Below are 26,899 nucleotides of genomic sequence, written 5' to 3' on the forward strand. Positions count from 1 at the left end.
TCTTTTCGGCTAGATGCCGAACACTTTCAAGATCGCGTCCGTAAAACCCTCGAACCAGCTGCCTACCTTGCCCGGCTGCTTGCCGTGGCGCGGGGTTTCTTCGTACAGGTAGACGCCGTTGCCGCCGTCGAAGCGGTCGTTGAGCAAGGCTTGTTGGCCGCGCAGGTAGGGCAGGAAGGTTTCGCTGCGCATCGTCGAGTACAGCACGTCGGTGGTAAAGCCCAGGGTGGCGGACTGGCTGATGGAGCGGCCCTGGCCCGCGCGCTCCAGGCGCACGCCGCGGCAGCCGCGCACGATCAGGGTAACGGGGCCGCGAAAGACGATGAAGCGCAGCTGCAGGGTGAGCCAGGCATGCAGGCTGGCCAGGCGCCAGTGGCTCGATAGCGCCAGCGGCTGGCCAGAGTCGCAGACCAGGCCCACCAGGCCCCGCGGCTGGAATACGAGGGCGCTGCCGGCCGGCAGGTGGACGACGGCCACTTCCAGCAGCGGGTCGTCGCTGGCGGAAATCGTCACGGATGCGGTCACGTCGCTTTCCAGCCGCGTCAGCGCCGCCATGCCGGCGGCCAGGCTGGTGAAGGGAAAGCGCCAGTCCAGCAGCCACTGCGTGCGTTTATGCGTGCCGACGGGCGACGATTGCAGGTATTCGGGATGGATCAGCATGCGCTGGCCGGGTTTGAGCTGCAATGCCTGCGAGACGGCGGAAATGCGCGATTCGCCAAGCGGCGGCAGGGGCAGGGAGCTACCATTCACCTGCAGTTCGCGCGCGATGGACAGCGGCGGCAAACGGGAAGCGATGGGCGCCAGCACGAAGTAAAAGAAGGCCTTGATGGCGGCGGGCAGCAGGATGGCCGACAGCACCAGCAGGGCGGCCGTGGGCGCCACGTCGAGCACGGGAGAGCGCCAGCGGGCGATCCAGTTGCGCGCCAATTGGGTCTCTCCGGCCGCAATCGCCGCCCGCACGGGCGCCAGCGCGCCGCTCAAGGCTTGCTCGTCGATGGCGAATGCGGCGGGGCGGGTGATGTTGGTGGCATTGCTGGTGCGCGCGCGCTGCGCCAGCCAGGCCTGATACGCTTGCAGGTTGACCTCGCGCAAGCGCTGGCCCTCCGCTTCGAGATGCGACAGTTGCGCATAGGCGTCGCTGCCGGGCAGGCGCGCGGCCAGCGGGTGCAGCGCTTCCAGTTCCCGGCGCTGGCGCAGGTTGTGTTGCAGTGCGGCATACGCGCTGACGTGTTCCGCATGCAGGTGCGCCAGCGTCTGGCGTGCATCTTCGCCGCTGATCGCCGCCTGCAGGGCGCTCAAGTAACGGGCTTCCTGCGCCAGCACTTCGATTTCCACGCGGCGTGTGGCTTCCTCCTGCGCCTGCAAGGCCAGGGTGCTCGTGTCGGGCAGGGGAAGGGTGAACAGCGACGGCTGTTGCCGCGCGCGCAAGGCGGCCAGCTGCGCCTGCACTTCCTTCTGGCGGGCGGTGATGGCCGTTTGTGAGGTCTTTTGCAGTGCGTTGACGCGCAGCGTGGCCGACTCGGCCAGGCTGGCGCCATGGCTGCCGGCGCTGCCGGAAGCCTGGCGCAGGGCGGCGACAGCCTCGCAGCCGGCGCTGTAGCTGCGCCATTCGGCCAGCAGCAGGCGGCCGGCCAGCAGGATGACGATGAACAGCGCGAACTGCAGCGCGTGGCGCAGCAGGAAGCGCAGGATGGCCGTCAGCAGCTGGCGCAAGGAGATGCGTCCTTAGCCGGCCGCGCTATCGGCGTCGGCGCAGCATTTCTTGTATTTTTTACCGCTGCCGCAGTGGCACGGGTCGTTGCGGCCCGTCTTCGGCAGTTCGCGCAAGACGGTGGCGCCGGGCTGGCTTTGTTTCAGATGGCGCTGGCGCGCCCACGCGGCGTTGATGGCGATGACAGCGGGAATCACGCCATCCATGGCCGTTTCGGCCGCATCGTCATCGAGTTCGCTGGCGCTGGCCAGGTGCTGGAACGGCGCCAGGTATTCCGGGTGGCTGACGGCCAGGGCCGCCCACTGGGGCTTGTCCAGGCTGGTGCCCAGCACAAAACCGGCGCACCACGCGGGCACGCTCCATTCGGGGCCGCAGACATAGATGGGTTCGAAGCTGTCCGGGTCCTTCGCCAGCCATTCGACCATGTAGGCGTGGTGGCGCCGGGCCAGGCTGGCCGCCCGTTCGCTGGCCGCGTCCTGTGCCGGCGCGGCGCTGCCGGCCGCCTTGTCCCATACCCATGGCAGCCACTGTTCCGGCGCGATCTGTTTCGGGCTCAGGGAGACGGCCGTGAGAAAACCTTCGAGCATCGACACGTCCATGGCGCGGCCTTCCAGCGCGGGCGCGGCCAGCAGGGTGTCGAGTTCGGCGTATTCGTCGTCGGAGAGGGGCGAGGTGGTGGAGGTGCTGGACATAATATTCTTTGCTGAGTGGGGGGAGTGGCCGGTGGCCCTGGCGGTATTGTACCGCCCGCCAAGGCAATAACCGGTGCCGGAATGAAAAACGGCGGCCCGCGGGCCGCCGTTCTGATCTACAACAAGACGCTTATTTCACGCCGTGCATCAGTTTGTTGATCAGCGGTGCGATCAGGAACAGCACGACACCGGCGCCCAGCAGGGACCAGAAGCCGAAGGTGTAGCCGGACAGGGCCGATTGCACCGACATGCCGCTTTCGCCGCTGACGTGGCTGGCGAAGATGCCCGACAGGTTGTTGCCGATACCGGTCGACAGGAACCAGCCGCCCATGCCCAGGCCTACCAGGCGCACTGGCGCCAGCTTGGTGACCATCGACAGGCCGATAGGCGACAGGCACAGTTCGCCGATCGATTGCAGTACGTAGACGGTGGTCAGGGTCCAGAACGGGATCTTGTTATCGGCGCCAACCATGCTCGACAGAGCGAAGATCAGCAGGCCGAAGGCCAGCGCATTGCCCAGCAAGCCCAGGCCGAATTTGCGCGGGATCGAAGGGTTGACGTTGTGGCGTGCCAGGAAGACCCAGACGGCGGCGATGATCGGCGCGAAGACGATGATGGCGACCGAATTGACGGTCTGGAAGTAGGCGGTCGGGAAGATCCAGAAGCCCAGGTCGCGGTTGACGATCTTGTCAGCCAGGAAAGTAAACGAGCTGCCAGCCTGTTCGAAGAACATCCAGAACAGGATGTTGAAGACAAAGATCAGCAGCATGGCGATGACGCGGTCGCGCGCCACTTTGCCGTTGCGGATGCCTTCGATCATCAGCATCACGGCCAGGCCGACGAACAGCACGGTCAGGACGATTTGCAGCTTTTCAGCGCCGACGGTCAGCAGGAAATACATCAGCGGGATCACGCACAGCGAGCCGACGGCCACCCAGACGACGCGCATCGGGTTGCCGGAACCGGCTTCCGGTGCGCCGATGCCCTTCAGGGCGCGGCGGCCGATGAAGAACCATACCAGACTGATCAGCATGCCGAAACCGGAGGCCATGAAGACCATCTTGTACGAAGGCATGGCGCTGGTGCCGAAGATCGACTCGGCCAGCCACTGGGTGAAGACGGGCGCGACCATGGCGCCCATGTTGATGCCCATGTAGAAGATCGTGAAGCCACTGTCGCGGCGCGGATCGGCGGTCGTGTACAGCTTGCCGACCATGGTCGAGATGTTCGGCTTGAACATGCCGTTACCGACGATCATCGTGGCCAGGCCCAGGTTGAAGATGTCCTGGTTTGGCACGGAGATGCAGAACAGGCCGGCAGCCATGAAGATGGCGCCCAGCAGGATGGAGCGCTGGTAACCGATGACCCGGTCGGCGATGTAGCCGCCGAACAGGGCGCCGGCATACACCAGCGCGAGGAAGGAACCGTAGGTCAGGTTGGCCGCTGCCTGTCCCGAACCGTCGCCGCCGTGGAACTGGGCAACGATGTACAGTACCAGCGCCCAGCGAACTCCGTAGAACGCGAAGCGTTCCCAGAATTCAGTCATGAACAACATCCACAATGGGCTTGGATGGCCCATAATCTGCTTGAACTCGGGAATAACGGCTTCCTTGTTGGGCGTAGTCGCACCGCTCATGCGGTTCCTCCTGAAAAATTATTATAGTCAATCGATACAACGAACTTATGGAAGCCTGCGGGCGGCGGGGACTCTCATGAAGAACCTCACGCACGGGAATTCCAATAGGCTGGCATTCTAATCTACAAATTGCGCTGAGCGAAGGTTTCCATTCGCATTAGCAAGAATGACTGTTTCATATTAGTCAAACCGGTTTGCAGGCAGGAACGGCCCCGGCGATTTTGCGGCGGCACAGCACAACTTGCCTGACTTGTCGTATATTGAGGCTGCAAGACCTTCGAGCATCGATTTTTAAAGGAATTTTTCGCATTATGGAACACGACGTTATCGATACTCTGGTTTCACCGGAAGGCCGCCTGGACGTGCTCTCCAAGACTGAAGTCAACAAACTGCTCGACACCAGCCAGGGCGGCCTGTACAACACTTTCCGCCGCTGCGCGCTGGCGGTCTTGAATTGCGGCAGCACCATCGACGATGGACGTGCCCTGCTGGAGCGCTACCAGTCGTTTGAAATCTCCATCATCCAGCGCGAGCGCGGCATCAAGCTCGACATCAAGGGCGCGCCAGCCATCGCCTTCGTTGACGGCAAGATGATCAAGGGCATCCACGAGCACCTGTTTGCCGTGCTGCGCGACATCATCTTCGTCAGCGACGAAGTGACGGGCAACCCGAAATTCGATTTGCAGAGCACGGAAGGCGTGACGGACGCCGTCTTCCACATCCTGCGCAATGCCAACGTGTTGCAAACCCAGCTTAATCCGAACCTGGTCGTCTGCTGGGGCGGCCACTCGATCAACCGCGCCGAATACAATTATTCGAAGGAAGTGGGCTACCAGCTGGGCTTGCGCGGCCTCGACATCTGCACGGGCTGCGGCCCGGGCGCCATGAAGGGCCCCATGAAGGGCGCCACCATCGGCCACGCCAAGCAGCGTTTGCACAATGGCCGCTATCTTGGCATCACCGAGCCGGGCATCATCGCGGCCGAGTCGCCGAATCCGATCGTCAATGACCTGGTCATCATGCCGGACATCGAAAAGCGCCTGGAAGCGTTCGTGCGCGCCGGTCACGGCATCGTCGTCTTCCCCGGCGGCGCGGGCACGGCCGAAGAGATTCTGTACATCCTCGGCATCCTGCTGCACCCGGACAATGCCGAGATTCCGTTCCCGCTGATCTTCACGGGCCCGGAAACATCGCGCGAGTACTTCGTGCAGATCAACCAGTTCATCCACGACACCCTGGGGCCGGAAGCGCAGCAGCGCTACAAGATCATCATCGACGACCCGGAACTGGTGGCGCGCGAAATGCTCGAAGGCATACGCCAGGTGCGCGAATTCCGCAAGGCGCACAGCGACGCGTATTATTTCAATTGGCTCTTGAAAATCGACCACGAGTTCCAGAAGCCGTTCCAGCCCACGCATGAAAACATGCGCAACCTGAGCCTGCACAAGAACCAGCCCACGCACTTGCTGGCGGCCCAGTTGCGCCGCGCGTTCTCGGGCGTGGTGGCGGGCAATGTCAAGGATGACGGCATCCGCTCGATCGAAAAACATGGCAACTTCGAGATCCACGGCGACAAATCCATCGCCGGCCCCATGGATGCGCTGCTGGCCTCGTTCGTGGCGCAGCACCGCATGAAACTGGCGGGCACGGCGTATGTACCTTGCTACACCGTGGTCCAGTAAACAGTCTTGACACCATCGCGCCGCCCGCCCCCTGTGTTTGCAAGGGGGGGGCGGGCGGCGCCTTTTCATCATGCCCCCATCGTGTTCCTTCGCCGCCACAGGCAATCAAATCGCTTGCGTCATCGATTCGCCGGTGCTATCTTTGGAACCGGTTCCAAAATAAAAAATATACAGATCAACAGGTAGTGGAGAGCACCCTTGGATTCAGTACGCGGCAGCAAAAAAACAGCCTCCGGCGAGCCGGCACGGCCCGTGACCATCGCCCAGGTGGCGCGCGAGGCGGGCGTGTCGAAGACGAGCGTGTCGCGCTTTCTCGGCGGCGAACTCGATGCCCTGTCCGAAAACATCCGCCAGCAGATCGCCAGCACCATCGCGCGTCTCGGCTACCAGCCGAACCAGATGGCGCGCGGTCTCAAGCGGGGGCGCACGCGCCTGATCGGCATGGTCGTGGCCGACATGCTCAATCCCTACACGGTGGCCGTGCTGCAAGGCGTGGAGGCGGCTTGCCAGCAGCATGGCTATACCTTGATTCTGTGCAATACTGGCAACGACGAACAGCGCGAACGGCAGTCGCTGGCCGCGCTGCGCTCGTACAGCGTGGAAGGGCTGATCGTCAACACGCAGGGGCGCAATATTCAGTCGTCCGACTTGCAGCAGGCGGACATGCCCATCGTGCTGGTCGACCGCCGCATCGAGGGCGCCGATTTCGACCTCGTGGGCCTGGACAATGTGCAGGCGGGCCGGCTGGCCACCGCGCATCTGATCGAGCAGGGTTTCGACGCCATCGCCTTCGTCGCGCCGCCATTGACGGGCGTCAGCTCGCGGCTGATGCGCGCCGACGGTTTCCAGGCCGTGATGGCCGAGCATCCGGACTGTGTGGGTGAGGTGCTGGCCGTGGACCTGGACGACCGGCCTTCCATCGACGCGCAGGTGCGGCAATGCCTGGCGCAGTGGCGCGGCCGCCGCGTGGCGCTGCTGGCCTCGAACGGCATGGTGGCGCTGGAGCTGGCGCTGATGCTGCAGCGCCTGGCCTTGCGCATGCCGCAGGACGTGGGCTTGCTGGGCTTTGACGAGTTGCCATGGTCGCCGCTGGCGGGCCTGAGCACGATCGAGCAGCAGACCTATGAAATCGGCTTTTCGGCGATGACGTGCATGCTGTCGCGCCTGCAGGGAGATCAATGCCCGCCGCGCGAGGTGTTGTTGCCGGGTAAGTTGATTGTGCGCAATTCCACCCAGGGTAACGAAGTACGCAAGGGCGGCGGTTGACGGGAAAGAGGGCCTTGCCCTTTTTTTTGAGATAGTTATGGAACCGGTTTCATAAACTGTTTTTACGCTGGAAAGGGGCGTGGATAGTCAGGCAGGGCAATGTTGGGCATGAAGTTGATATGACACGGCAAGAGGCGATCTGAATCGTCCATTTGACAATATTCCCGGAAGCGCCTCGACGAGGCCGGTACCGGGATCACAGGAGACTGAAGCATGAAGATGACTACACTGTTGTATTCGAAGATCGTGGCTTGCGCGCTCGCAGCAACGTTTGCCCTGGGTGCGGCGGCCGATGCCGGCGCCCAGACGCTTGGCGACTTGATCAAGAAAGGCAAGCTGACCATCGGCGTGGTCAGCGGCACGCCGCCGTTCGGCAGCATCGACGCCAAGGGCGCGCCCGTCGGCTATGACGTCGACGTCGCCAACCTGATCGGCAAATATATGAACCTGCCCGTGGAAATAGTCCCGTTGACGGCGCCGTCGCGCGTGCCGTCGCTGGAGTCGGGCAAGGTCGATTTCCTCGTGGCGACCCTGGCGCCGACGCCGGAACGGGCCAAGACCCTGATGTTCACCATGCCTTACAGCGCGTTCGAACTGGCCATCGTCGCGCCGGTCGGCGGCAAATTCAAGGCCCTGGCCGAGTTGAAGGGCAAGAAAGTGGGCGTGACGCGCGGCACCACCAACGATACGGCCTTGAGCCGCCTGGCGCCGGCCGGCACCAATATCGTGCGTTTCGAGGATGACGCCACCGTCACCCAGGCCTTGCTCAGCAAGCAGGTCGACGCCGTCTCGATTCCCAGCACGATGGCGCTCGACATCATCAAGACGCGCGGCGCGGGCAAGATCGAGGTTCGCTTCACCTACTCGCTGCAGCCGAACTCGATGGCGGTGCGCCGCGGCGACTTCGAGCTGCACCAGTGGCTCAACAACTTCATCTACTACGTCAAGCTGAACGGTGAACTCGACGCCATTGCGCGCAAGTGGAGCGGCGCGCCGCTGCCAGCGCTGCCGACTTTCTGATACCGCAAGCCGCATAGGAAAGTGCCCGTCCGCACGGCGCGCCGCCATGGTGGCGCGGCCGGGGACGCGCACGCAGACAAGGAGTTGAGTATGCCGTATGAATTTCATTTCGAACTCGTCATGCAATCGCTGGACCGCCTGCTGTGGGGCGCGGCGCTGACGATACGCCTGAGCGCCATGGCGATGGTGCTGGGACTGGCGGTGGGCGTGTGCGCCGCCGTCATCCTGAAGAACGGTCCCGCCTATGCCCGCGCCGTGGTGCGCGCGTATGTCGAGATCATCCGCAGCACGCCGTTCCTGGTGCAGCTGTTCATCATTTACTTCGGCTTGCCGTCGCTGGGCCTGCAGCTCGACGCGAACGGCGCGGCGCTCGTCGCCATGACGGTCAATCTGGGCGCCTATGCGGCGGAGATCGTGCGCGCCGGCATCGGCGCCGTGCATCCGTCGCAGCTCGAGGCGGCGCAGGCGCTGGGCATGACGCGCTGGCAGATGATGCGCCACGTGGTGCTGCTGCCGGCGCTGGAAAAAGTCTATCCGGCGCTGGCCAGCCAGTTCACCTTGATGATGCTCGCTTCGAGCGTCGTGTCGGCGATTTCCGCCGAAGAGCTGACCGCCGCCGCCCACCTGCTCGACGCGGAAACCTTCCGCAGCTTCGAGATCTACATCGTCGTGATGGTGCTGTACATCGTGCTGGCCCTGCTGTTCCGCTTCAGCTTCTGGGTGCTGGGCCAGATCGTCTTCAAACGCCGCCGCCGTCTGGGCGCGGCGCGCATGGGAGCTTGACATGATCAGTGACTTTTCCTGGGATAACCTGCAATTCCTGCTCGAGGCCACGCGCTGGACCATCGGCCTGTCGCTGATCGTCTTCATCACGGGCGGCATCGCCGGCTTCGCGGTGGCGCTGCTGCGCACGGCGCGCAGTCCGGTCCTGCGTGGCATCAGCGCCCTGTACATTCAGCTGGTTCAGGGCACGCCCGTGCTGATCGTGCTGTTCCTGACGTATTACGGCCTTGCCCTGTTCGGCTACAAGCTGTCGCCGATCATCGCGGCCGGCGCGGCGATGACGATCTTTGCCAGCGCCTACCTGGGCGAGATCTGGCGCGGCTGCATCGAAGGCGTGCAGCGGCAGCAGTGGGAAGCGTCGGCCGCGCTGGCGCTGAACCGCTATCAGCAGCTGCGCTACGTCATCCTGCCGCAGGCGCTGCGCCATTCGCTGCCGCCGACGGTGGGCTTCATGGTGCAGATCATCAAGAACACCTCGATCACCTCGATCATCGGCGTGGTGGAACTGACGCGGGCAGGACAACTGGTCAGTAACGCGACCTTCCTGCCTTTCATCGTCTTCCCCGTCGTCGCCCTGATCTACTTCGCGATGTGCTATCCGCTGTCGCGCTACAGCCATTCACTGGAAAGGAAATTCCATGCCCATCGTTGAAATCGACAATATCAGCAAGAGCTTCGGCGCCAACCACGTGCTCAAGGGCGTCTCGTTCGCCGTCGAGCGGGGCCAGGTGATCGCCGTGATCGGCCGCAGCGGCTCCGGCAAGAGCACCATGCTGCGCTGTATCAACGGCCTGGAAACCATCGACAGCGGCAGCATCGCCGTGGCCGGCCATACGCTGACGGCGCGCCAGGAGCACCTGCTCGACTTGCGCAAGGACGTCGGCATGGTCTTCCAGAGCTACAACCTGTTCCCGCATCTGACCGTGGAAGAAAACGTCATGCTGGCGCCGCGCATCGTCAAGAAGGTGCCCGACGCCCAGGGCCGCGCCACGGCGCTGCGCGTGCTCAAGCAGGTGGGCCTGGACCACAAGCGCGAGGCTTATCCCGAGCAGCTGTCGGGCGGCCAGCAGCAGCGCGTGGCGATCGCCCGTTCGCTGGCGATGGAGCCGCAGGTGATGCTGTTCGACGAAGTGACGTCGGCGCTCGACCCGGAACTGACGCAGGAAGTGCTGAAGGTGATGGAAGAGCTGGCGCAGGCCGGCATGACGATGCTCTTGGTGACGCACGAGATGGAGTTCGCGCGGCGCATGGCCGACGTCACCGTCTTCATGCACCAGGGATTGGTGTGGGAAAGCGGGGCGTCGGAAGCGTTTTTCAGCAATCCGCAAACGCCCGAAGCGCGCCAGTTCGTCGGCGCGGGAGCGATCAAATGAGCCCCGTTTTGGTGGCGGCGTCGGCTTATGGCGCAAGCAGGGTAAGGCAGCTGGGCCAAAGCCATTTCATCGACGTGGTGGCCGATGCGGGCGGCGCCGGCATCGAGATCCGCCGCGAACTGTTCACCTCCGACTTGCCGGACCTGGCGCGCATGGGCGCGGCGGTGGCCGCGCGCGGCCTGTACTGCGTGTATTCCACGCCCATCGAATTGTGGGACGCGGACGGGCTGCTGCGGCAGGAGCTGCAGCAGCAGATGCTGGACGAGGCGGCGCGCCTGGGGGCGCGCTACCTGAAGGTGTCGCTGGGCCATTACCCGGCCGCGCCGGACTTGCCAGCCTTGAAAGCCCGGCTGGCGGCGGCGCCCGTGGCGCTGCTGGTGGAGAACGACCAGACGGCTCATGGCGGCAAGCTGGCGACTATGGCGCGCTTCCTGGCGGCGGCGCGCGACATCGGGCTGCCTGTGGGGCTGACCTTCGACATCGGCAACTGGCGCTGGGTGGGCGAGGATGCGCAGCAGGCGGCGCGCCTGCTGGCGCCGTATGTGCGCTACGTGCACTGCAAGGCCGTCCAGGATGACGGGGGGCGGTTGTCCGCCTGCGCCGTTTCCGACGCCGATCCGGCCTGGCGCGCCGTTTTTGCGCACTTTGCGCCGGGCGTGCAGCGGGCCATCGAATTCCCGCTGGAGGCTACCGACCTGGTGGCTGAAACGGGCCGCTATATCCAGATGCTGGAGGCCGCATGAGGGAACAAGACCTGCGCCAAAAGGAAATTCAAGGGGGGCACGCGCTCGACGTCGTCACCTACGGCGAAGCGATGGCGATGTTCGTTGCCGAGGAAACGGGCGACCTGGCGGCCGTGGCGCATTTCACGCGCCGCCTGGCCGGCGCCGAGACGAATGTCGCCATCGGCCTGGCGCGCCTCGGTTTGAAAGTCGGCTGGCTCAGCCGCGTGGGCGATGACTCGTTCGGCCGCTTCATCCGCGCCAGCGTGCAGGCCGAAGGCGTCGATTGCAGCCGGGTCGCCGCCGTCGCCGGCCAGTCCAGCGGCTTCCTGCTCAAGGAAAAGGCCGAGAACGGCGCCGATCCGCTGGTCGAATACTTCCGCAAGGGTTCCGCCGCCAGCCGGCTGGCGCCCGAGCACTTCGACCCCGCCTATTTTCTGTCCGCGCGCCACCTGCACGCCACGGGCGTGGCCGCGGCGCTGTCCCAGACCAGCCTGGCGTTCGCCGGCCAGGCCATCGACTTCATGCGCGAGCATGGCCGGACTGTGTCGTTCGATCCGAACCTGCGGCCCTCGCTGTGGCCGTCGCAAGCCGTCATGGTGGAACAGATCAACCGCCTTGCCTCCAGGGCCGACTGGGTGCTGCCCGGCCTGGGGGAGGGGAAAATCCTCACCGGCCATGACTTGCCGCACGACGTCGCCGGCTTTTATCTGCAGCAAGGCGCGCGGCTGGTGGTCATCAAGCTGGGTGCCGAGGGCGCCTATTACCGCACGGCCGACGGCGACAGCGGCATGGTGCCGGGCGAGCGCGTGGACAACGTGGTCGACACGGTGGGGGCCGGCGACGGCTTCGCGGCCGGCCTGGTCAGCGCCTTGCTGGAAGGCTTGCCGCTGGCGCAGGCGGTACGGCGGGGCAACCGCGTTGGCGCCTTCGCCATCCAGGTGGCCGGCGACATGGAAGGCTTGCCGACCCGCGCCCAGCTCGACGCGCTAGGCCAATCTTGAACCGAACAGGGGAACACTCGTGAAAAAACATGTGGTTGTGTATAAAAAGCTGGCCGAGCCGCTGCTGGCGCGCCTGCGCGCCGAATGCGAGGTGACGTATTTCGAGGCGATCGACGCGGGCAACCGCGCCGCGTTCGCCGCCGCGATCCGTGGCGCGCATGGCTTGCTGGGCGCCAGCGTGCGCCTGGACCGCGAACTGCTGGACCCGGCCGTCGACCTGCGCATTATTTCCACCATTTCGGTGGGCGTCGACCAGTTCGACGTCGACTACTTGCGCGAACGGGGCATCCTGCTGGCCAATACGCCCGATGTGCTGACAGAAACGACGGCCGACACGATCTTCGCGCTGATCCTCGCCAGCGCGCGGCGCGTCGTCGAGCTGGCCGAATTCGTCAAGGCCGGGCGCTGGACGCGCAGCGTGGGCGAGAGCCAGTACGGCGTCAACGTGCATGGCAAGACCATCGGCATGCTGGGCATGGGCCGCATCGGCCGCGCCGTCGCCCGCCGCGCCGCGCTGGGCTTCGGCATGCAGGTGCTGTACGTGAACGGCGAAGCGGTGCCCGAGGTGGAAGCGGCGCTGGGCGCGCGCCAGGTGGCGCTCGACGAGCTGCTGGCCGGCTCCGATTTCGTCTGCGTGGTACTGCCGCTGACGGCGCAGACGGAACGCATGATGGGCCGGCGCGAGTTCGCGCTGATGCGTCCCGGCGCCATCTTCATCAACGGTTCGCGCGGGCGCATCGTCGACGAGGCGGCGCTGATCGAGGCGCTGCAGCAGGGCACCATCCACGGCGCCGGCCTGGACGTGTTCGAGCGCGAACCGCTGGCGCCGGACAATCCGCTGCCGCACATGGCCAATGTGGTGGCGCTGCCGCACATCGGCTCGGCCACGCATGAAACGCGCTACGCCATGGCGCAGCAGGCCGTGGACAACCTGCTGGCCGGCCTGCGCGGCGAGCGGCCGCGCCACCTGGTCAGTTAAGAACAGTATCCATAAAAAGACAGACAGGGAAAGAAATGAAGAACAAGGTAGCAAGGGCAATGATCATCGGCGCGGGCGCCTGCGGCGGCCTGTGCGCGGCGCAGTCGAACGTGGCCATGTACGGCATCGCGGACCTGGGCGTGGTGTCCGAGAGCGGCGGTCCCGGGGGCAGGGTACTCAAGCTGACCAGCGGCATCGCCAACGGCTCGCGCCTGGGTTTCAAGGGCAGCGAAGACCTGGGCGGCGGCATGACGGCGATCTTTACGATGGATGCGGGCATCCTGGCCGACACGGGCGCTTCGGCACAGGGCGGCCTGCTGTTCGGGCGCCAGGCCTTCGTCGGCCTCGCCGGTGCGGCGGGCACCTTGCGGCTGGGCCGCCAGTACACCTTCATCGATAGCAGCCTGGGCGTGCTGGACCCGTTTTACCTGGGTTTTGCCGGCAGGATGAGCAATGTCTTCACGGCCGGCTACATCAGCCGCGTCGACAACAGCATCACCTACAGTTCGCCCGTGCGCGGCGGGCTTTCCGGCGAACTGGCGTACGGCTTCGGCGAGGTGCCCGGCGACGCGTCGGCCAGGCGCTACACGGGCGCGGCGGCCACCTATGCCAGCGGACCGCTGTATCTGCGCCTGGCGCACCAGGACGCCAACACCCTGTCAAGCGCCCTGGTGACGGGCAGGTCGCGCAACACGGTGCTGGGTGCCACCTGGGACTTCGGCGTGGTCAAGGCGCATGGCGCCGTGGCCGTCAGCAAGAGCATGGCGGGCGCCGCCACCACGGTCGACAGCGCGGACCTGATGCTGGGCGCCACCTTGCCGGTGGGCCCGCACCGCGTCCTGTTCTCGTACGTGCGGCGCGACGATCGGCGCGCCGCCAACGGCGACGCTTCCCAGATCGGCATCGGCTACACGTATGCGCTGTCGAAGCGCAGCACCTTGTACGCGGCCTACGCGCACATCGACAACCGCAATGGCGCCGCCTACCTGGTGGGCAACGCCACCGACAACGGCACCGGCAACCAGGCCTGGAACCTCGGCCTGCGCCACACTTTTTAACGGGAGAATCGAATGAAGAAAATCGGATGGATTTTGGTCGGCGCCAGCACCGTGGCGCGCGAATGGATGGTCGACGCGATCCGCCAGCAGGGCGACGCGGAAGTGCTGGCCGTGGTCAGCCGCGACGCCGCGCGCGGCGCCGCCTTTGCCGCGCAGTTCGGCATCGCCGCCAGCTATACCGACCTCGATGCGGCGCTGGCCCATCCTGGCGCGGACGCCGTGTACATCAGCACCACCAACGAATGGCACATGGCGCAGACCTTGCAGGCGGCGCGCGCGGGCAAGCACGTGCTGTGCGAGAAGCCGCTGGCGCTGAACCTTGAGGACGCCCGCCGCATGGTCGACGGCTGCGCCGAGGCGGGCGTGGTGCTGGGGATTAACCACCACTTGCGCAACGCCGCCAGCCACGGCAAGGTGCGCGAGCTGATACGCGCGGGCGAGATCGGCCAGCCCCTGTATGGCCGCGTGCTGCACGCGAACAACCTGCCGCAGCACCTGCGCGGCTGGCGCCTGGATGCGCCGGAGTCGGGCGGCGTCACCCTCGACATGTTCGTGCACGACGTCGACACCCTGCGCTTCCTGCTCGAATCGGAGCCGCGCCACGTCACCGCCTGCGCCACCAGCGGCGGCATGACGGTGGCCGGGTTGGAAGAGGGCCTGATGGCCGTCATCGAGTTCGACAACGGCACTTTGGTGCAGGTGCACGACGCGTTCAACGCGCCGTATTCGCTGTCCGGCGTGGAAATCATCGGCAGCAAGGGCACCATCTTCGCCACCGGCGTGATGACGCAGCGCCCCGTCGGCAGCATCAGCCTGACGCGCGACGGCGGCAGCATCGACATCCCCGTCGAGCACGAAAACCTGTACGTGCGCTCGGTGCGCGCCTTCCAGCGCGCCATGCGTGGCGAAGGGCAGCCGGCAGCCACGGGCGACGACGGCATGCGCGCGCTGGCGACGGCATTGGCGGCGCAGCAAGCGAGCCGCAGCCACCAGCGCGTGACCCTGGCCGATTGACGGCCTGCGACAGACGTAAAAAAGCCGCCTGATCGCAAAATCAGGCGGCTTTTTATCGGCTGGCGTCCGTGATTATTCTTCGCGGCGCAGGTGCGGGAACAGCAGGACGTCGCGGATGTTCGGCGAATCCGTGATGATCATCATCAGGCGGTCGATGCCGATGCCGCAGCCGCCGGCTGGCGGCATGCCGTATTCCAGCGCGCGGATGTAGTCGGCGTCGTAGAACATCGCCTCTTCATCGCCGGCGTCTTTGGCGGCCACTTGCGCCAGGAAGCGTGCCGACTGGTCTTCCGCATCGTTCAACTCGGAGAAGCCGTTGGCGATTTCGCGGCCCACCATGAACAGCTCGAAGCGTTCGGTGATGCCGGCCACCGTGTCGGAAGCGCGCGCCAGCGGCGACACTTCGACCGGATAGTCGATGATGTAGGTCGGTTCCCACAGCTGCGCTTCAGCCGTCTCTTCGAACAGCGCCAGTTGCAGCGCGCCCAGGCCGGCCGTGGCGAACGGCTTGACGCCGAATTTCTTCAGCTCTTCCTTGATGAAGTCCGCATCGTTCAACTGCTCCGGCGTGTAGCCCGGCGCGTACTTGTTGATCGCTTCGACGATGGTCAGGCGGTGGAACGGTTTTGCCAAATCGAGTTCGCGGCCGCCGTAGGTCAGGGTGGCGGTGCCGTGCGCGTCGATGGCGGCCTGGCGGATGACGGCTTCCGTGAAATCCATCAGCCATTTGTAGTCGGTGTAGGCCGCGTAGAATTCCATCATCGTGAATTCCGGGTTGTGACGGATCGACACGCCTTCGTTGCGGAAGTTGCGGTTGATCTCGAACACGCGGTCGAAGCCGCCCACGACCAGGCGCTTCAGGTACAGCTCGGGCGCGATGCGCAGGAACATCTGCATGTCGAGCGCATTGTGGTGCGTGATGAAGGGCTTGGCCGCCGCGCCACCCGGAATCGTGTGCAGCATCGGCGTTTCCACTTCCATGAACTCGTTCTTTTCCATGAAGCGGCGGATCGACGAGATGGCGGCGGTACGGGCCTTGAAGGTGCGGCGCGTCTCTTCGTTCATGATCAGGTCGACGTAGCGCTGGCGGTACTTCGTTTCCTGGTCGGCCAGGCCGTGGAATTTGTCCGGCAGCGGGCGCAGCGACTTGGTGATCAGGCGCAGTTGCGTGACCTTGATGGTCAGCTCGTCCGTCTTGGTCTTGAACAGGGTGCCCGTCACGCCCAGGATATCGCCCAGGTCATAGTGGTGCAGGGCGGCCATGGCCGCTTCGCCGGTGAGATCAAGCGTGGCGTAGATCTGGATGCGGCCGTCGGCCTTCGGGCCGGAAGCGTCCTGCAGGGTGGCGAAAGCGGCTTTCTTGCCCGCTTCGCGCTTGAGCATCATGCGGCCGGCCAGCACCACCGTGACAGGTTCGGCTTCCAGCTCTTCGCGCGTCTTGCCGCCGTATTGCGCGTGCAGGTCGGCCGCCTTGTGCTCGGGGCGGAAATCGTTCGGGAAGGCGACGCCTTGTTCGCGCAGTGCGGCCAGCTTGACGCGGCGCTCGGCGATGATCTTGTTTTCATCGGGGGCGGCGGCTTGTTCTTGGATATCCGTAGTCATGGTGTTCTTCGTTGGTGATGATTGATGATGTGGTGCCAGCGCTGGCGCCACGCTGGCAAACAGTGCGTCGACGTCGAGCGAGGAGAAATCCGGCACGATGGCAATGACGTTGTCGAAGGCGGCAAACGCGTCGGCCGGCAGGGTGGTGGTGAGTACCACGACGCGCATGCCGGCACGGCGCGCCGCTTCCACGCCCAGGGGCGCGTCTTCGAAGACGATGCAGTTCTCAGGCAGCGCGCCGGCCAGCTGCGCGCCTTTCAGGAACACGTCAGGGTGCGGCTTGCCCCGTTCCACGTCGGCGGCGCCGACGATGGCGTCGAAGCGGTGGCGCAGGTCCAGGCCATCCAGGGTGAACGCGATGTTCTCGTCTGGCGCCGCCGTGCCGACCACCAGCCCGACGCCGGCCTGGCGCGCGCTGGCGACCAGCCGGTCGAAACCGGCGACCGTGGCCAGGTGCGGGCCATACAGTTCGCGGTAGACGACTTCCTTTTCCGCCAGCAGGGTGACGTGGTCGGCATCCTCGCCCAGGTACTTGGCGATGATTTCGTGTCCCTGCCGTCCCGCCGTGTCGCGGAAAAAGGCGTCCGCGTTCAGCGCATGGCCGTGGCGTTCAAAGAACGCCAGCCACGATGTCGTGTGGAAGGCCATGTTGTCGACGATCGTGCCATCCATGTCGAACAGGAAGGCGCGCTGCGTCGGCACCGGAGCGGATGCATTCATCCTTATACGCCTTGCTTGAGCGAGGCGGAGATGAAGTCGTCGATGTCGCCATCGAGCACGCCCTTGGTATTGCCCGTCTCGAAACCGGTGCGCAAGTCCTTGATGCGGGACTGGTCCAGCACGTAGGAGCGGATCTGGTGGCCCCAGCCCACGTCCGTCTTCGAGTCTTCCAGCTTTTGCTGTTCGCTCATGCGCTTGCGCAGTTCATGCTCGTACAGTTTCGCTTTCAGCATTTCCATCGCTTCGGCGCGGTTGCGGTGCTGCGAACGGTCGTTCTGGCACTGCACCACGATGCCGGTCGGCGCATGGGTCATGCGGACGGCGGAGTCGGTCTTGTTGATGTGCTGACCGCCGGCGCCCGACGCGCGGTAGGTATCGACGCGGATATCGGCCGGATTGACGTCGATCTCGATCGAATCGTCGACTTCCGGATACACGAACAGCGACGTAAACGACGTGTGGCGGCCGTTGGCCGAGTCGAATGGCGACTTGCGCACCAGGCGGTGCACGCCCGTTTCCGTGCGCAGGAAGCCGTAGGCGTGATCGCCCTCGACCTTCAAAGTGGCCGTCTTGATGCCGGCGACCTCGCCGTCGGACTGCTCGAGGATTTCAACTTTAAAACCCTTGCGTTCGCAATAGCGCAGGTACTGGCGCAGCAGCATCGAGGCCCAGTCCTGGGCTTCCGTGCCGCCGGCGCCGGCCTGGATGTCGATGAAGCAGTTGTTCGGGTCCATCGGATTGTTGAACATCCGGCGGAATTCCATGCTTTCGATGACCTTGCGGATTTCCTGCACGTCCTGCTCGATCGCTTCGAGCGTCTCGTCGTCGCCTTCTTCGCGGGCCATGTCGAACAGGTCGCGGGTGTCGCGCAGGTCGGCATCGGCCTTGGCCAGGGTGAAGACGATCGCTTCCAGCGCCTTCTTCTCTTTACCGAGGTCCTGGGCGCGCTTGGGATCGTTCCAGACGGTGGGATCTTCCAGCTCTTCGTTGACTTGCTCTAGTTTCTCCGACTTGACAGTGAAGTCAAAGATACCTCCGAAGTTCGGCTTCGCGGACCGTCAGGTCGTTGAGCAGGGCGGAGATGATATTGATGCGTTCGGCTTCCATAATGTTCTGGTCTTCTATGGTGAAATCAAACCCTGAATTATACGCGAGCGCGGCGCGTTTCCGCTGCCGCCGCGGCGCAATTGCGGCCGCGCGGGGCAATAAAATGCGTATTTTGCTGTATTTGCGACAATATTTTTGCCTTGATGATGGCTATCGTGCTGCGTATGATGCTGGCGATATTGTCTTTCCACAGGAACATCTCATGCGCCACCCCCTGCGTCAACTGCCCCGTCTCGCCCTGTTACCGCTGCTGCTGGCTGGCTGCGGCGCCTTGCCGCCCGCCGCCACGGGATCCGCCCCGGCGCCATCGGCCGCGCCGGCCGGCAGCAGCGCCACCCTGGCCCTGCTGGAGACGACGGACTTGCACGCGAATGTGCTCAGTTACGATTACTACAAGCTGCAGGCGGAGCCGTCGATCGGCCTGGAACGCACGGCGGCGCTGATCGCGCAGGCGCGTGCCCAATTCCCGAACAATCTGCTGCTCGACAACGGCGACACCATCCAGGGAACGGCCCTGGCCGACTACCAGGCCTTGGTCAAACCGCTGGCCTGCGACCAGACCCTGGCCATCTACAAGGCCATGAACCTGTTGAAGGTGGACGGCGGCGGCATCGGCAACCATGAATTCAACTACGGCCTGGCGTTTTTGAGCCAGGTGACGGGCAACCGCTTCGACGTCGACAGCGTCGATGCCGGCAAACCGCGCTGCGCCGGTCCCGCGTTCCCGCAAGTGCTGGCCAACGTCTACAGCGCCAGGACGGGCAAGCCCCTGTTTGCGCCGTACCACATCATCGACAAGCAGATCACGGCGACCGGTCCCGATGGAAAACCGGTGACCAGCAGCGTGAAGGTGGGCATCATCAGCTTCGCGCCGCCCACCATCATGGCCTGGGACAAGCGCTGGTTGGAAGGGCGCGTCTACACGCAGGGCGTGCGCGAGACTGCGGAAAAATTCATTCCCGAGATGCGCGCGAAAGGCGCCGAGCTGGTGGTGGCCATTTCGCACGGCGGTCTCGATGACAGTCCGTACTCGCCGACCATGGAAAACGGCAATTACTACCTGTCGCAAGTGCCGGGCGTGGACGCCATGCTGATCGGCCACTCGCACCAGCTGTTCCCGAACGCCGCCAGCACGGTGCCGCAGTTTAATTTGCCCGGCGTTGACAAGGTCAGGGGATTGGTCAATGGCGTGCCCACCGTGATGGCCAATTTGTGGGGCAAGCACCTGGGCGTGATCGGCCTGCGCCTGCGCCACGACGGCAAGCAATGGGTGGTCGACAAGAGCGCCACCACGGTGGAAGCGCGCGGCATCCAGAATGCGGACAAGAGTTATGTCACTCCCGATGCGGCCATCGCCACACTGGTGGCCGAGGAGCACGCGGCGACGATCGCCTACGTGCAGACACCGGTCGGCGCCACGGATTTCCGCATGTCGACGTATTTCGCCGACGTGGGCGACGTCAGCGCCATCGAAGTGGTGAACCAGGCGCAATCGGGCTATCTGGCCGCGTACGTGAAGGCGAACTTGCCGCAATACGCGCACTTGCCCGTGCTGTCGATGTCGTCGCCGTTCAAGAGTGGCTCGGCAGGGGTATCCGACTACACGGACGTCAAGGCGGGCAACGTGGCGCTGAATAATGCGGCCGACCTGTATTTGTATCCGAACGCGCTGTATGGCGTGAAGATGAACGGCGCGGACCTGAAGGCCTGGCTGGAACAGTCGGCGCGGCGCTTCAACACCATCGACCCCAACAAGCCGGAAGCACAGGAACTGGTCAACACGGCCCATCCAAGCTACAACTTCGATACGATCACCAGCGCCGACCTGCGCTACCAGATCGACGTCACGCAGCCGCCGGGCCGGCGTATCCAGGCGCTGACCTACAAGGGTAAACCTGTAGACGCGGCGCAGGAATTCCTGATCGCGACGAATAACTACCGCGCCAGCGGCGGCGGCAATTTCCCTGGCCTCGACGGCAGCAAGACGGTGGTGGCTTCGCCCGACAACAACCGCGAACTCTTGATCGCGTATGTGACGCAGCAGAAAAACCTGACGCGCGCGAAAAACGGCTCGGCGCGCAGCTGGCGCTTCGCCAAGGTTGCCACGAAAGGCCCGGTGGTGTTCCACTCGGCGCCGAACGTGATAGACCTGGCCAAAGCGGCGGGCATCGACAACGTGACACAGCTGAAAGCTGACGATGGCGCGGGCAAGGGCTTTGCGCTGTACCAGCTCGATTTGTCAAAATGATGCTGGTAAATTTGCTGTTGGCCGCCGCGCTGGCGTCGCCCGTGGTGGCCGCGCCTGATGCCACGGCCCGGGCCAAGGTCTTGATGCGCGCGGGAGTAGCGACCCAGCCGCAGGCGCGCGCCCTGTTCGAACAGGCGGCGGGGCAGGGCAGCGGCCCCGCCGCGTACTATCTGGGCTTGATGCTCAAGAACGGCATGGGCGGGCCGCGGGACGCCGTGGCCGCGCTGCGCTGGCTGGAACTGGCCGCGCAGCGCGGCGTGGCGCCCGCCATGTTCATCGTGGCGAACATGCTGCTCGATACCGACGAAGCCCGGGCGCGTTTCTGGCTCGACGCCGCCTGCGACCTGGACTACCCGGAAGCGCTGCAGCAGAAATCCGTCGCCCTGGCCGAAGGGCAGATGGGCTATGCGCATAGCGAGGAGCAGTCCTTCCTGTACCTGAAGATGGCCACGCATGCGATGGGGCACCGCGCCGCCGAGCCGTGATCTACGCGGATGCCTTCGGCCTGGCCCGCAGGCTGGCCGCCGCCTCGCCGATGGCGAACGGGTCGCGCGACAAGATGGCGGCGCCCAGGTCGACCAGCCTGGCAGCCGTGGCCATGGCCGCCTTGATGTCGGCGATGCGCTTGAGCTGTGACTTGCCCTTGGCGATGGCGCCTTCGATGTCGCCGCGCGCCTGCTCGGCGCCTTCGGCCGTCAGGTAAATGCCGTACGCGCGGAACAGGGCCACCATCTGGTCCAGGTGGTTTTCATATTGTTCCAGCAGCGCGCGTTCGTCCGGCGCCAGCGCTTCCCGTTCGCGGATGCGCAATTCCAGCACCAGGCTTGACGCTTGCGCCAGGCTGTCGGCGATGGCGTAGCTTTGCTCTTTCGTCAGTTCGGTCAGTGGGGCCATGGGATTCTCCGGTGGGCCTGTCGTTTACCAGCGGGCGGGCGCATGGAAGGTCGCTTGCCGCTGCAGCGTCTCGACGTCGCGTGAAAACTGCGCCAGCTGCCGCTCCAGTTCGGGCGCCTGCAGGCGGTCGAAATTGGCCCGCAGCGCCGCCACGCTCGCTTGCAGCGCGTCGACGGCGGCGACATACGCGGCGACGATCTTTTCCCTCTCCCGCAGTTGCCCGCCTTCCAGGTGCAAGCGCGTGCGGATGTAGTTGGCGGCCAGCGGTTCGCGCGGCGCGGCCTTGTCGACGGCGCCGCGCAGCAGGTCCAGGTCGCGCAATTCGTCCTGCAAGCCGGCCCGGTAGCTGCGCTGCGCATACTCCTTGAGCGCATTGCTGACGATATCGACGGCTTCCTGCTCCTCGAGCAATTCGCGCAAGGCCGATTTCTGCCGGCGCTGCGTGGCCAGGCGGGTCAGGTGCTCGCTCAGCTTGACGACCTTGGCCAGCTTGTCCGCATCGAGCAGGGGCGCGCCGGCGCCCGGCTGCGCCAGGCCGCCCAGTGCATCGCCCAGGCCGGAAAACTCTTCCTTGTAGACGGGCAGCTTGTCATCGGCCAGCGCAGCCATGGTCTGGGCATAGCGCAACAGGACGTCGTTCAGGCTGGCGATCGACGCGCTGGCCTGCGCGATCGCGGCGCAATCGGCGCGCGCCGCCTGTTCGCTCGCTTGCGCATCGAAACGCTCGGCCAGGATCAGACGCTTGCGCATGGCCTTGTCCATGCAGCTGTGGACGCCGCCTGCCAGCATGGGTTCGAAGTGGACCGACATCTTTTGCGTCTGGTCGGCGAAGCTGCGCACGGGCGCCAGGTTGGTGGCGCAGCCGCCCAGCAGCAGGCTGGCGCTGGCGGCAAGTAGCAGGTGGGGAATGGACGGGTTCGACGGGCGCTGCATATGGCCTCCATGCGGTAGCAGTGGCTGACGGGGCCGGCGCGCACGCGCTGGCATGGCCGACGTTAGCATGCTGAGCAATGGCAGTATTGCGTCAGATCAGCACGCTGTGAAGTCGTCCGGCGGCCCCGCATCGGTGGCAGCACTGTTGCCAAATGGTGCAGTGTGTTCCAATTTGCGTCATATTTTCCTTACAAAAGACTGACATCGGACGGGTAATGTAGTCTTTTTCGCATGCTGCGACGCGTCACATGTAGTTGTTGCTGGGGCATGTTTACTCACCTACAATGATTTATCGATGGGGCGGTTATCCAGCGTACGACTATAAAAATAAGTGGCATTTAAAACGTTGTAGCAGAGGAGATGACAATGAATTTGAAACAGAAATTGCTCGTAGCAAGTTTGGTTTTGGGTTTCTCGCAGGCGGCAGTCGCAGCCGACCCCATCAAGATCGGCGTGTCCGGACCGTTCACGGGCGGTTCCGCGCCGATGGGCGTGTCGATGCGCGACGGCGTCAAGCTGGCCGTCGCGGAAATCAATGCCAAAGGTGGCGTGCTGGGCCGTTCCTTGCTGCTGATCGAGCGCGATGACGAAGCGAAGAACGAACGCGGCGTGCAGATCGCCCAGGAACTGATCAACAAGGAAAAGGTCGCCGCCACCGTCGGCTACATCAACACGGGCGTGGCCCTGGCTTCGCAGCGCTTCTACCAGGAAGCGAAAATTCCCGTGATGAACAATGTGGCGACGGGTTCCATCGTCACCAAACAGTTCGCCGACCAGCCGGAAAACTACATCTTCCGCAATGCGGCCAATGACACCATCCAGTCCGGCATGATCGTGCATGAAGCGATCGAGAACCGCAAATTCAAGAAAGTGGCGATCCTGGCCGACTCCACCAACTATGGCCAGCTGGGCCGCGAAGACCTGGAAAAGGCGCTCGACAAGAAGGGCATCAAGCCCGTCGTCGTTGAAAAATACAACATCAAGGACGTCGACATGACGGCCCAGCTGCTGAAAGCCAAGCAGGCGGGGGCGGAAGTCGTGCTGACCTACGGCATCGGCCCGGAACTGGCGCAGATCGCCAACGGCATGGAAAAACTGGGCTGGAAAGTGCCGCTGATCGGCAGCTGGACCCTGGCCATGGGTAACTTCATCGACAACGCGGGCAAGAACGGCAATGGCACGCGCATGCCGCAAACCTTCATCCAGGACGCCAGCACGCCGAAGCGCAAGGCCTTCATCGACGCCTATGTGGCCGCCTACAAGCCGTCGGGCGGACGCATGCCGTCGGCCGTCTCGGCCGCGCAAGGCTACGATTCCATCTACCTGCTGGCCGCGGCCATCACCCAGGCGGGCGGCACGGACGGCCCGAAAGTGCGCGCCGCGCTGGAAAACCTGAATGAGAAGGTGGAAGGCGCCGTCACCACCTACAACAAGCCGTTCAGCAAGACCAACCATGAAGCGATCACGGCCGACCTGACGGTCTTCGGTGAAGTCAAGGACGGCAAAGTCGTCCTCGCGAAATAAGCCTGGCAGACATTCGTCGCGCAGTGGCCAGCCTTGAGGAATCAGGACTGGCCATTTTTTTATCTTCCATCCTTCGGGGAACACCATGGAAATCTTCCTGCAGCTCGTCTTCAGCGGCATCGCGCTGGGCATGATCTATGCCGTCATCGCCTTCGGCTACCAGCTGACCTTTGCCACGTCCGGCACCCTCAATTTCGGCCAGGGCGAATCGCTGATGCTGGGCGCGCTCGTGGGCCTGTCCCTGGTGGGCACCATCCACGGCGGCCCTTACATGAGCTACCTGCTGATGATCCCCATCGTCATCGTCTTCGGCGCCTTGCAGGGCGTGTTCGTCGAATGGATAGGCGTGCGGCCCGCCATCAAGATCAAGTCCGAATTCGGCTGGATCATGTCGACCATCGCGCTGGCCATCATTTTCAAGAACGTGGCGGAAAACATCTGGGGCAAGGATGACCTGATGTTCCCGTCGCCGCTGTCGGCCGCGCCGTTCCAGGTGTTTGGCGCGAACGTGCAGCAGATGCAGGTGGCCGTCATCGTCGGCGCGCTGGCCATCATGCTGGCCGTCGAAGTATTCAACCGCAAATCGATCTACGGCAAGGCCGTCGTGGCGACGGCCAACGACCGCGACGCGGCCGGTCTGATGGGCATCAACACGGGCATGGTCATCACCTTTTCCTATGCGCTGTCGTCGGCCACGGCGGCCTTCGCGGGCGTGCTGGTGGCGCCGCTGACCCTGACGGGAGCCACCATGGGCGCCTCGCTGGGCCTGAAAGCGTTTGCCGTGGCCATCATCGGCGGCCTGACGTCGGGCGTGGGCGCCATCGTCGGCGGCCTGATCCTGGGCATCGCGGAAACGACCACCGGCTACTACATTTCCACCGGCTACAAGGAAGTGCCCGGCCTGCTGCTCTTGCTGCTGGTGCTGGCCGTCAAGCCGTCCGGCCTGTTCGGCAAAGCCGCGATCAAGAAAGTCTGAGGACCACATGAACAAGAAAATCACCATGCTGGCGCTGAGCGCGGCGGGCCTGGCCGCGCTCGTGCTGTTCCCCGTCGTCATTCCGAATCCGTATTACATCCACCTGGCCGAGACCATTCTCATTTACGCCATCCTGCTGTTCGGCCTCGATATCGTCGTCGGCTACACGGGGCAGGTGTCGCTGGGCCATGCGGGCCTGTTCGGCATCGGCTCATACGCCACGGGCGTGCTGGTGTTCAAGCTGGGCGCGCCGTTCTGGCTGGCCATCCCCGCCAGTATCGCGGGCGCGGCCCTGTTCGGCGCCATCCTGGCCTTGCCGGCCCTGCGCGTGACGGGACCCTACCTGGCCATGGTGACCCTGGCCTTCGGCACCATCGTGCAAATCCTGATCAACGAGATGAGCTTCCTGACGGAAGGCCCGATGGGCATCAAGATCCACAAACCCGTCCTGTTCGGCCACAAACTGACGGAAGTGGAGTATTACTACATGGTGGCCGCGCTGATGGTCATTTCGCTCGTCGTCGTGCACCGCATCCTGAAGTCGAACCTGGGGCGCGCCTTCGAGGCGCTGCGCGACAGTCCCATCGCCTCGGACTGCATGGGCGTGTCCGTCTACCGCTACAAGGTCTACGCCTTCGTCATCAGCGCCGGTTTCGCGGGCCTGGCCGGCAGCCTGTACGCATATTCGGAAGAATACATTTCGCCGAATACCTATAACTTCGAGCTGACGATCCTGTTCCTGCTGGCCGTCATCATGGGCGGACGCAAGACGCGTTCGGGCGCCCTGATCGGCGCCCTGATCGTCGTCATGCTGCCCAGCCTCCTGTCGGACATCGAATTGTTCCGCAAGATCGCCGTGTCCGCCGCCGTGCTGGGCGTGATCGGGTCCGCCTTCATGCTGGCGAAAAAACGCTCCACCGTGCGCGGCGTGCTCGTGCCCCTGGCGGCCACCATCGGCCTGGCCGCGTTTTCCTACAAGCTGGAAAACATGGTCGACTGGCGTTTGACCATCTTCGGCCTGATGACCCTGTTCGTCGTGTACTACCTGCAGGACGGCATCGTGGGCTTTTTGATGAGCTTTATCGGCAAGGGCCGGGGCCATGTGCAGGCCGTCGCTTCGCACGGCGTAGCGCCGTTCGACCACGCCCAGGGCGGGCAGCAGGGCGCAGCCCTGCTGCGCGTGGACCAGGCGCTGATGCAGTTCGGCGGCCTGAAGGCGCTGAACCAGGTGGACTTGAACGTCACGCAGGGTTCCGTGCACGGCTTGATCGGGCCGAACGGCTCGGGCAAGAGCACCATGATGAACGTGCTGACGGGGATCTACAAGCCGACGGCGGGCAAGGTGGAATTTGCCGGCGCCGTCATTTCCGGCCGCACGCCGTCCGAAATCGCGCTCGGCGGCGTGGCGCGCACCTTCCAGAACGTGCAGCTGTTCGGCGAGATGACGGCCACCGAGAACGTGCTGGTGGGCTTGCACAACACCTTCAAATCGAATGTGCTGGACGTGATGCTGCACACGCCACGCTACAAGCGCGAAGAGACGGCGGCGCGCGAGCGGGCCGCCAGCATCCTCGAATTCGTCGGCCTGGCCGACCTGGCCAATGAAGAGGCGCGCAATCTGCCGTATGGCAAGCAGCGGCTGCTGGAAATCGGCCGCGCGCTGGGCCTCAACCCGCGCCTGCTGCTGCTCGATGAGCCGGCGGCGGGCCTGACGGCGCCCGACATCAAGGAACTGATGGCCATCATCCGCAAGATCCGCGAGCACGGCATCACCATCATCCTGATCGAGCACCACATGGACGTGGTGATGGCCCTGTCGGACGTGGTGACGGTGCTGGACTTCGGCCAGAAGATCGCCGAGGGCGCGCCCGCGCTTGTCCAGAGCGATCCGAAAGTGATCGAAGCCTACCTGGGCGGCAGCGCCGAAACCCTGGCGCCAGCGGCGCACTGAGAGG

23 protein-coding genes and 1 pseudogene are annotated in these 26,899 nt (G+C 64.4%); 16 read left to right on the forward strand and 8 right to left on the reverse strand.

Features of this window, described 5'->3' with window-relative positions:
* Positions 1 to 9 precede the first annotated feature (9 nt).
* From ACQ4WQ_RS06735 to ACQ4WQ_RS06745, 3 genes are all read right to left on the reverse strand, one after another.
* A complete protein-coding gene (locus ACQ4WQ_RS06735) occupies positions 10 to 1,713 on the reverse strand; it encodes a hypothetical protein (protein ID WP_436495570.1) in 1,704 nt (567 codons plus the stop codon).
* 12 nt (positions 1,714 to 1,725) lie between these two features.
* On the reverse strand, positions 1,726 to 2,403 hold the full coding sequence (locus ACQ4WQ_RS06740) for a UPF0149 family protein (RefSeq protein WP_436495572.1): 678 nt from the start codon (positions 2,401 to 2,403) through the stop codon (positions 1,726 to 1,728).
* 130 nt (positions 2,404 to 2,533) lie between these two features.
* Positions 2,534 to 4,039 carry a peptide MFS transporter gene (locus ACQ4WQ_RS06745; RefSeq protein WP_436495574.1) on the reverse strand — a complete coding sequence of 502 codons (1,506 nt, stop codon included), beginning with the start codon at positions 4,037 to 4,039 and terminating at the stop codon, positions 2,534 to 2,536.
* Positions 4,040 to 4,350: 311 nt separating this feature from the next.
* Between ACQ4WQ_RS06745 and ppnN the strand changes: the two genes are divergently transcribed.
* From ppnN to ACQ4WQ_RS06800, 11 genes are all read left to right on the forward strand, one after another.
* Positions 4,351 to 5,721: a nucleotide 5'-monophosphate nucleosidase PpnN gene (gene ppnN / locus ACQ4WQ_RS06750; RefSeq protein WP_070219944.1), complete on the forward strand. Its 1,371-nt coding sequence runs from the start codon at positions 4,351 to 4,353 to the stop codon at positions 5,719 to 5,721.
* A gap of 198 nt (positions 5,722 to 5,919) precedes the next feature.
* Positions 5,920 to 6,987 (forward strand): LacI family DNA-binding transcriptional regulator, encoded by a 1,068-nt coding sequence (locus ACQ4WQ_RS06755; protein ID WP_436495576.1) that lies wholly within the window; start codon positions 5,920 to 5,922, stop codon positions 6,985 to 6,987.
* 213 nt (positions 6,988 to 7,200) lie between these two features.
* Entirely contained in the window at positions 7,201 to 8,007 is an 807-nt protein-coding gene (locus tag ACQ4WQ_RS06760; protein WP_070219948.1) for a transporter substrate-binding domain-containing protein, read from the forward strand.
* Between the two features lie 90 nt (positions 8,008 to 8,097).
* On the forward strand, positions 8,098 to 8,790 hold the full coding sequence (locus tag ACQ4WQ_RS06765; protein WP_436495579.1) for an amino acid ABC transporter permease: 693 nt from the start codon (positions 8,098 to 8,100) through the stop codon (positions 8,788 to 8,790).
* 1 nt (position 8,791) lies between these two features.
* Positions 8,792 to 9,442 (forward strand): amino acid ABC transporter permease, encoded by a 651-nt coding sequence (locus ACQ4WQ_RS06770; protein ID WP_326458334.1) that lies wholly within the window; start codon positions 8,792 to 8,794, stop codon positions 9,440 to 9,442.
* A complete protein-coding gene (locus tag ACQ4WQ_RS06775; RefSeq protein ID WP_436495581.1) occupies positions 9,429 to 10,163 on the forward strand; it encodes an amino acid ABC transporter ATP-binding protein in 735 nt (244 codons plus the stop codon). The genes ACQ4WQ_RS06770 and ACQ4WQ_RS06775 overlap by 14 nt, the downstream gene beginning before the upstream one ends.
* Positions 10,160 to 10,906, forward strand: a complete 747-nt coding sequence (locus ACQ4WQ_RS06780) for a sugar phosphate isomerase/epimerase family protein (protein WP_436495583.1) — start codon at positions 10,160 to 10,162, stop codon at positions 10,904 to 10,906. Before ACQ4WQ_RS06775 ends, ACQ4WQ_RS06780 begins: the two co-directional genes overlap by 4 nt.
* Entirely contained in the window at positions 10,903 to 11,889 is a 987-nt protein-coding gene (locus ACQ4WQ_RS06785) for a sugar kinase (RefSeq protein WP_436495585.1), read from the forward strand. Before ACQ4WQ_RS06780 ends, ACQ4WQ_RS06785 begins: the two co-directional genes overlap by 4 nt.
* A 19-nt stretch (positions 11,890 to 11,908) precedes the next feature.
* Positions 11,909 to 12,868 (forward strand): 2-hydroxyacid dehydrogenase, encoded by a 960-nt coding sequence (locus ACQ4WQ_RS06790; RefSeq protein ID WP_436495587.1) that lies wholly within the window; start codon positions 11,909 to 11,911, stop codon positions 12,866 to 12,868.
* Positions 12,869 to 12,903: 35 nt separating this feature from the next.
* Positions 12,904 to 13,926, forward strand: a complete 1,023-nt coding sequence (locus tag ACQ4WQ_RS06795; RefSeq protein WP_436495589.1) for a porin — start codon at positions 12,904 to 12,906, stop codon at positions 13,924 to 13,926.
* Between the two features lie 12 nt (positions 13,927 to 13,938).
* Positions 13,939 to 14,940 (forward strand): Gfo/Idh/MocA family protein, encoded by a 1,002-nt coding sequence (locus ACQ4WQ_RS06800; RefSeq protein WP_436495591.1) that lies wholly within the window; start codon positions 13,939 to 13,941, stop codon positions 14,938 to 14,940.
* A 72-nt stretch (positions 14,941 to 15,012) separates the two neighbouring features.
* Here the strand turns inward: ACQ4WQ_RS06800 and lysS are convergent, their stop codons facing one another.
* The 3 genes and pseudogenes from lysS to prfB all read right to left on the reverse strand — a co-directional run bounded on the left by lysS (position 15,013) and on the right by prfB (position 18,369).
* Complete coding sequence (gene lysS / locus ACQ4WQ_RS06805; protein WP_436495976.1) at positions 15,013 to 16,542, reverse strand: lysine--tRNA ligase; 1,530 nt, start codon at positions 16,540 to 16,542, stop codon at positions 15,013 to 15,015.
* A 165-nt stretch (positions 16,543 to 16,707) separates the two neighbouring features.
* Positions 16,708 to 17,262 (reverse strand): annotated as a pseudogene (locus tag ACQ4WQ_RS06810) (HAD family hydrolase); the annotation flags it as partial.
* A gap of 2 nt (positions 17,263 to 17,264) precedes the next feature.
* Positions 17,265 to 18,369 (reverse strand): peptide chain release factor 2 gene (gene prfB, locus ACQ4WQ_RS06815; protein WP_139143151.1). Its coding sequence is split into 2 segments (ribosomal slippage): positions 17,265 to 18,287 and positions 18,289 to 18,369, totalling 1,104 coding nucleotides; the frame shifts between segments, so codons are not numbered across the junction.
* A 202-nt stretch (positions 18,370 to 18,571) separates the two neighbouring features.
* On the opposite strand from prfB, the gene ACQ4WQ_RS06820 reads away from it, so the two are divergent.
* Positions 18,572 to 20,617: a bifunctional 2',3'-cyclic-nucleotide 2'-phosphodiesterase/3'-nucleotidase gene (locus ACQ4WQ_RS06820; RefSeq protein WP_436495594.1), complete on the forward strand. Its 2,046-nt coding sequence runs from the start codon at positions 18,572 to 18,574 to the stop codon at positions 20,615 to 20,617.
* Positions 20,614 to 21,102, forward strand: coding sequence for a tetratricopeptide repeat protein (locus ACQ4WQ_RS06825; RefSeq protein WP_436495596.1), 489 nt, complete (start codon positions 20,614 to 20,616; stop codon positions 21,100 to 21,102). Before ACQ4WQ_RS06820 ends, ACQ4WQ_RS06825 begins: the two co-directional genes overlap by 4 nt.
* A 1-nt stretch (position 21,103) precedes the next feature.
* Here ACQ4WQ_RS06825 and ACQ4WQ_RS06830 read toward each other — a convergent pair whose 3' ends face one another.
* Together ACQ4WQ_RS06830 and ACQ4WQ_RS06835 are read right to left on the reverse strand one after the other, a co-directional pair.
* On the reverse strand, positions 21,104 to 21,511 hold the full coding sequence (locus ACQ4WQ_RS06830; RefSeq protein WP_436495598.1) for a hypothetical protein: 408 nt from the start codon (positions 21,509 to 21,511) through the stop codon (positions 21,104 to 21,106).
* A gap of 24 nt (positions 21,512 to 21,535) precedes the next feature.
* The gene (locus tag ACQ4WQ_RS06835) at positions 21,536 to 22,444 is read right to left on the reverse strand and encodes a hypothetical protein (RefSeq protein WP_436495600.1); all 909 of its coding nucleotides are present in this window, start codon (positions 22,442 to 22,444) and stop codon (positions 21,536 to 21,538) included.
* Positions 22,445 to 22,810: 366 nt separating this feature from the next.
* Between ACQ4WQ_RS06835 and ACQ4WQ_RS06840 the strand changes: the two genes are divergently transcribed.
* From ACQ4WQ_RS06840 to ACQ4WQ_RS06850, 3 genes are all read left to right on the forward strand, one after another.
* The gene (locus tag ACQ4WQ_RS06840) at positions 22,811 to 23,968 is read left to right on the forward strand and encodes an ABC transporter substrate-binding protein (RefSeq protein WP_046682990.1); all 1,158 of its coding nucleotides are present in this window, start codon (positions 22,811 to 22,813) and stop codon (positions 23,966 to 23,968) included.
* Positions 23,969 to 24,053: 85 nt separating this feature from the next.
* Positions 24,054 to 24,944 (forward strand): branched-chain amino acid ABC transporter permease, encoded by an 891-nt coding sequence (locus tag ACQ4WQ_RS06845; protein ID WP_010398938.1) that lies wholly within the window; start codon positions 24,054 to 24,056, stop codon positions 24,942 to 24,944.
* 7 nt (positions 24,945 to 24,951) lie between these two features.
* On the forward strand, positions 24,952 to 26,895 hold the full coding sequence (locus ACQ4WQ_RS06850; protein WP_436495602.1) for a branched-chain amino acid ABC transporter ATP-binding protein/permease: 1,944 nt from the start codon (positions 24,952 to 24,954) through the stop codon (positions 26,893 to 26,895).
* Positions 26,896 to 26,899 lie beyond the last annotated feature (4 nt).

Source organism: Janthinobacterium goodfellowi, from assembly GCF_051380695.1.
In the GTDB taxonomy this organism is placed as follows: Bacteria; Pseudomonadota; Gammaproteobacteria; order Burkholderiales; family Burkholderiaceae_D; genus Janthinobacterium.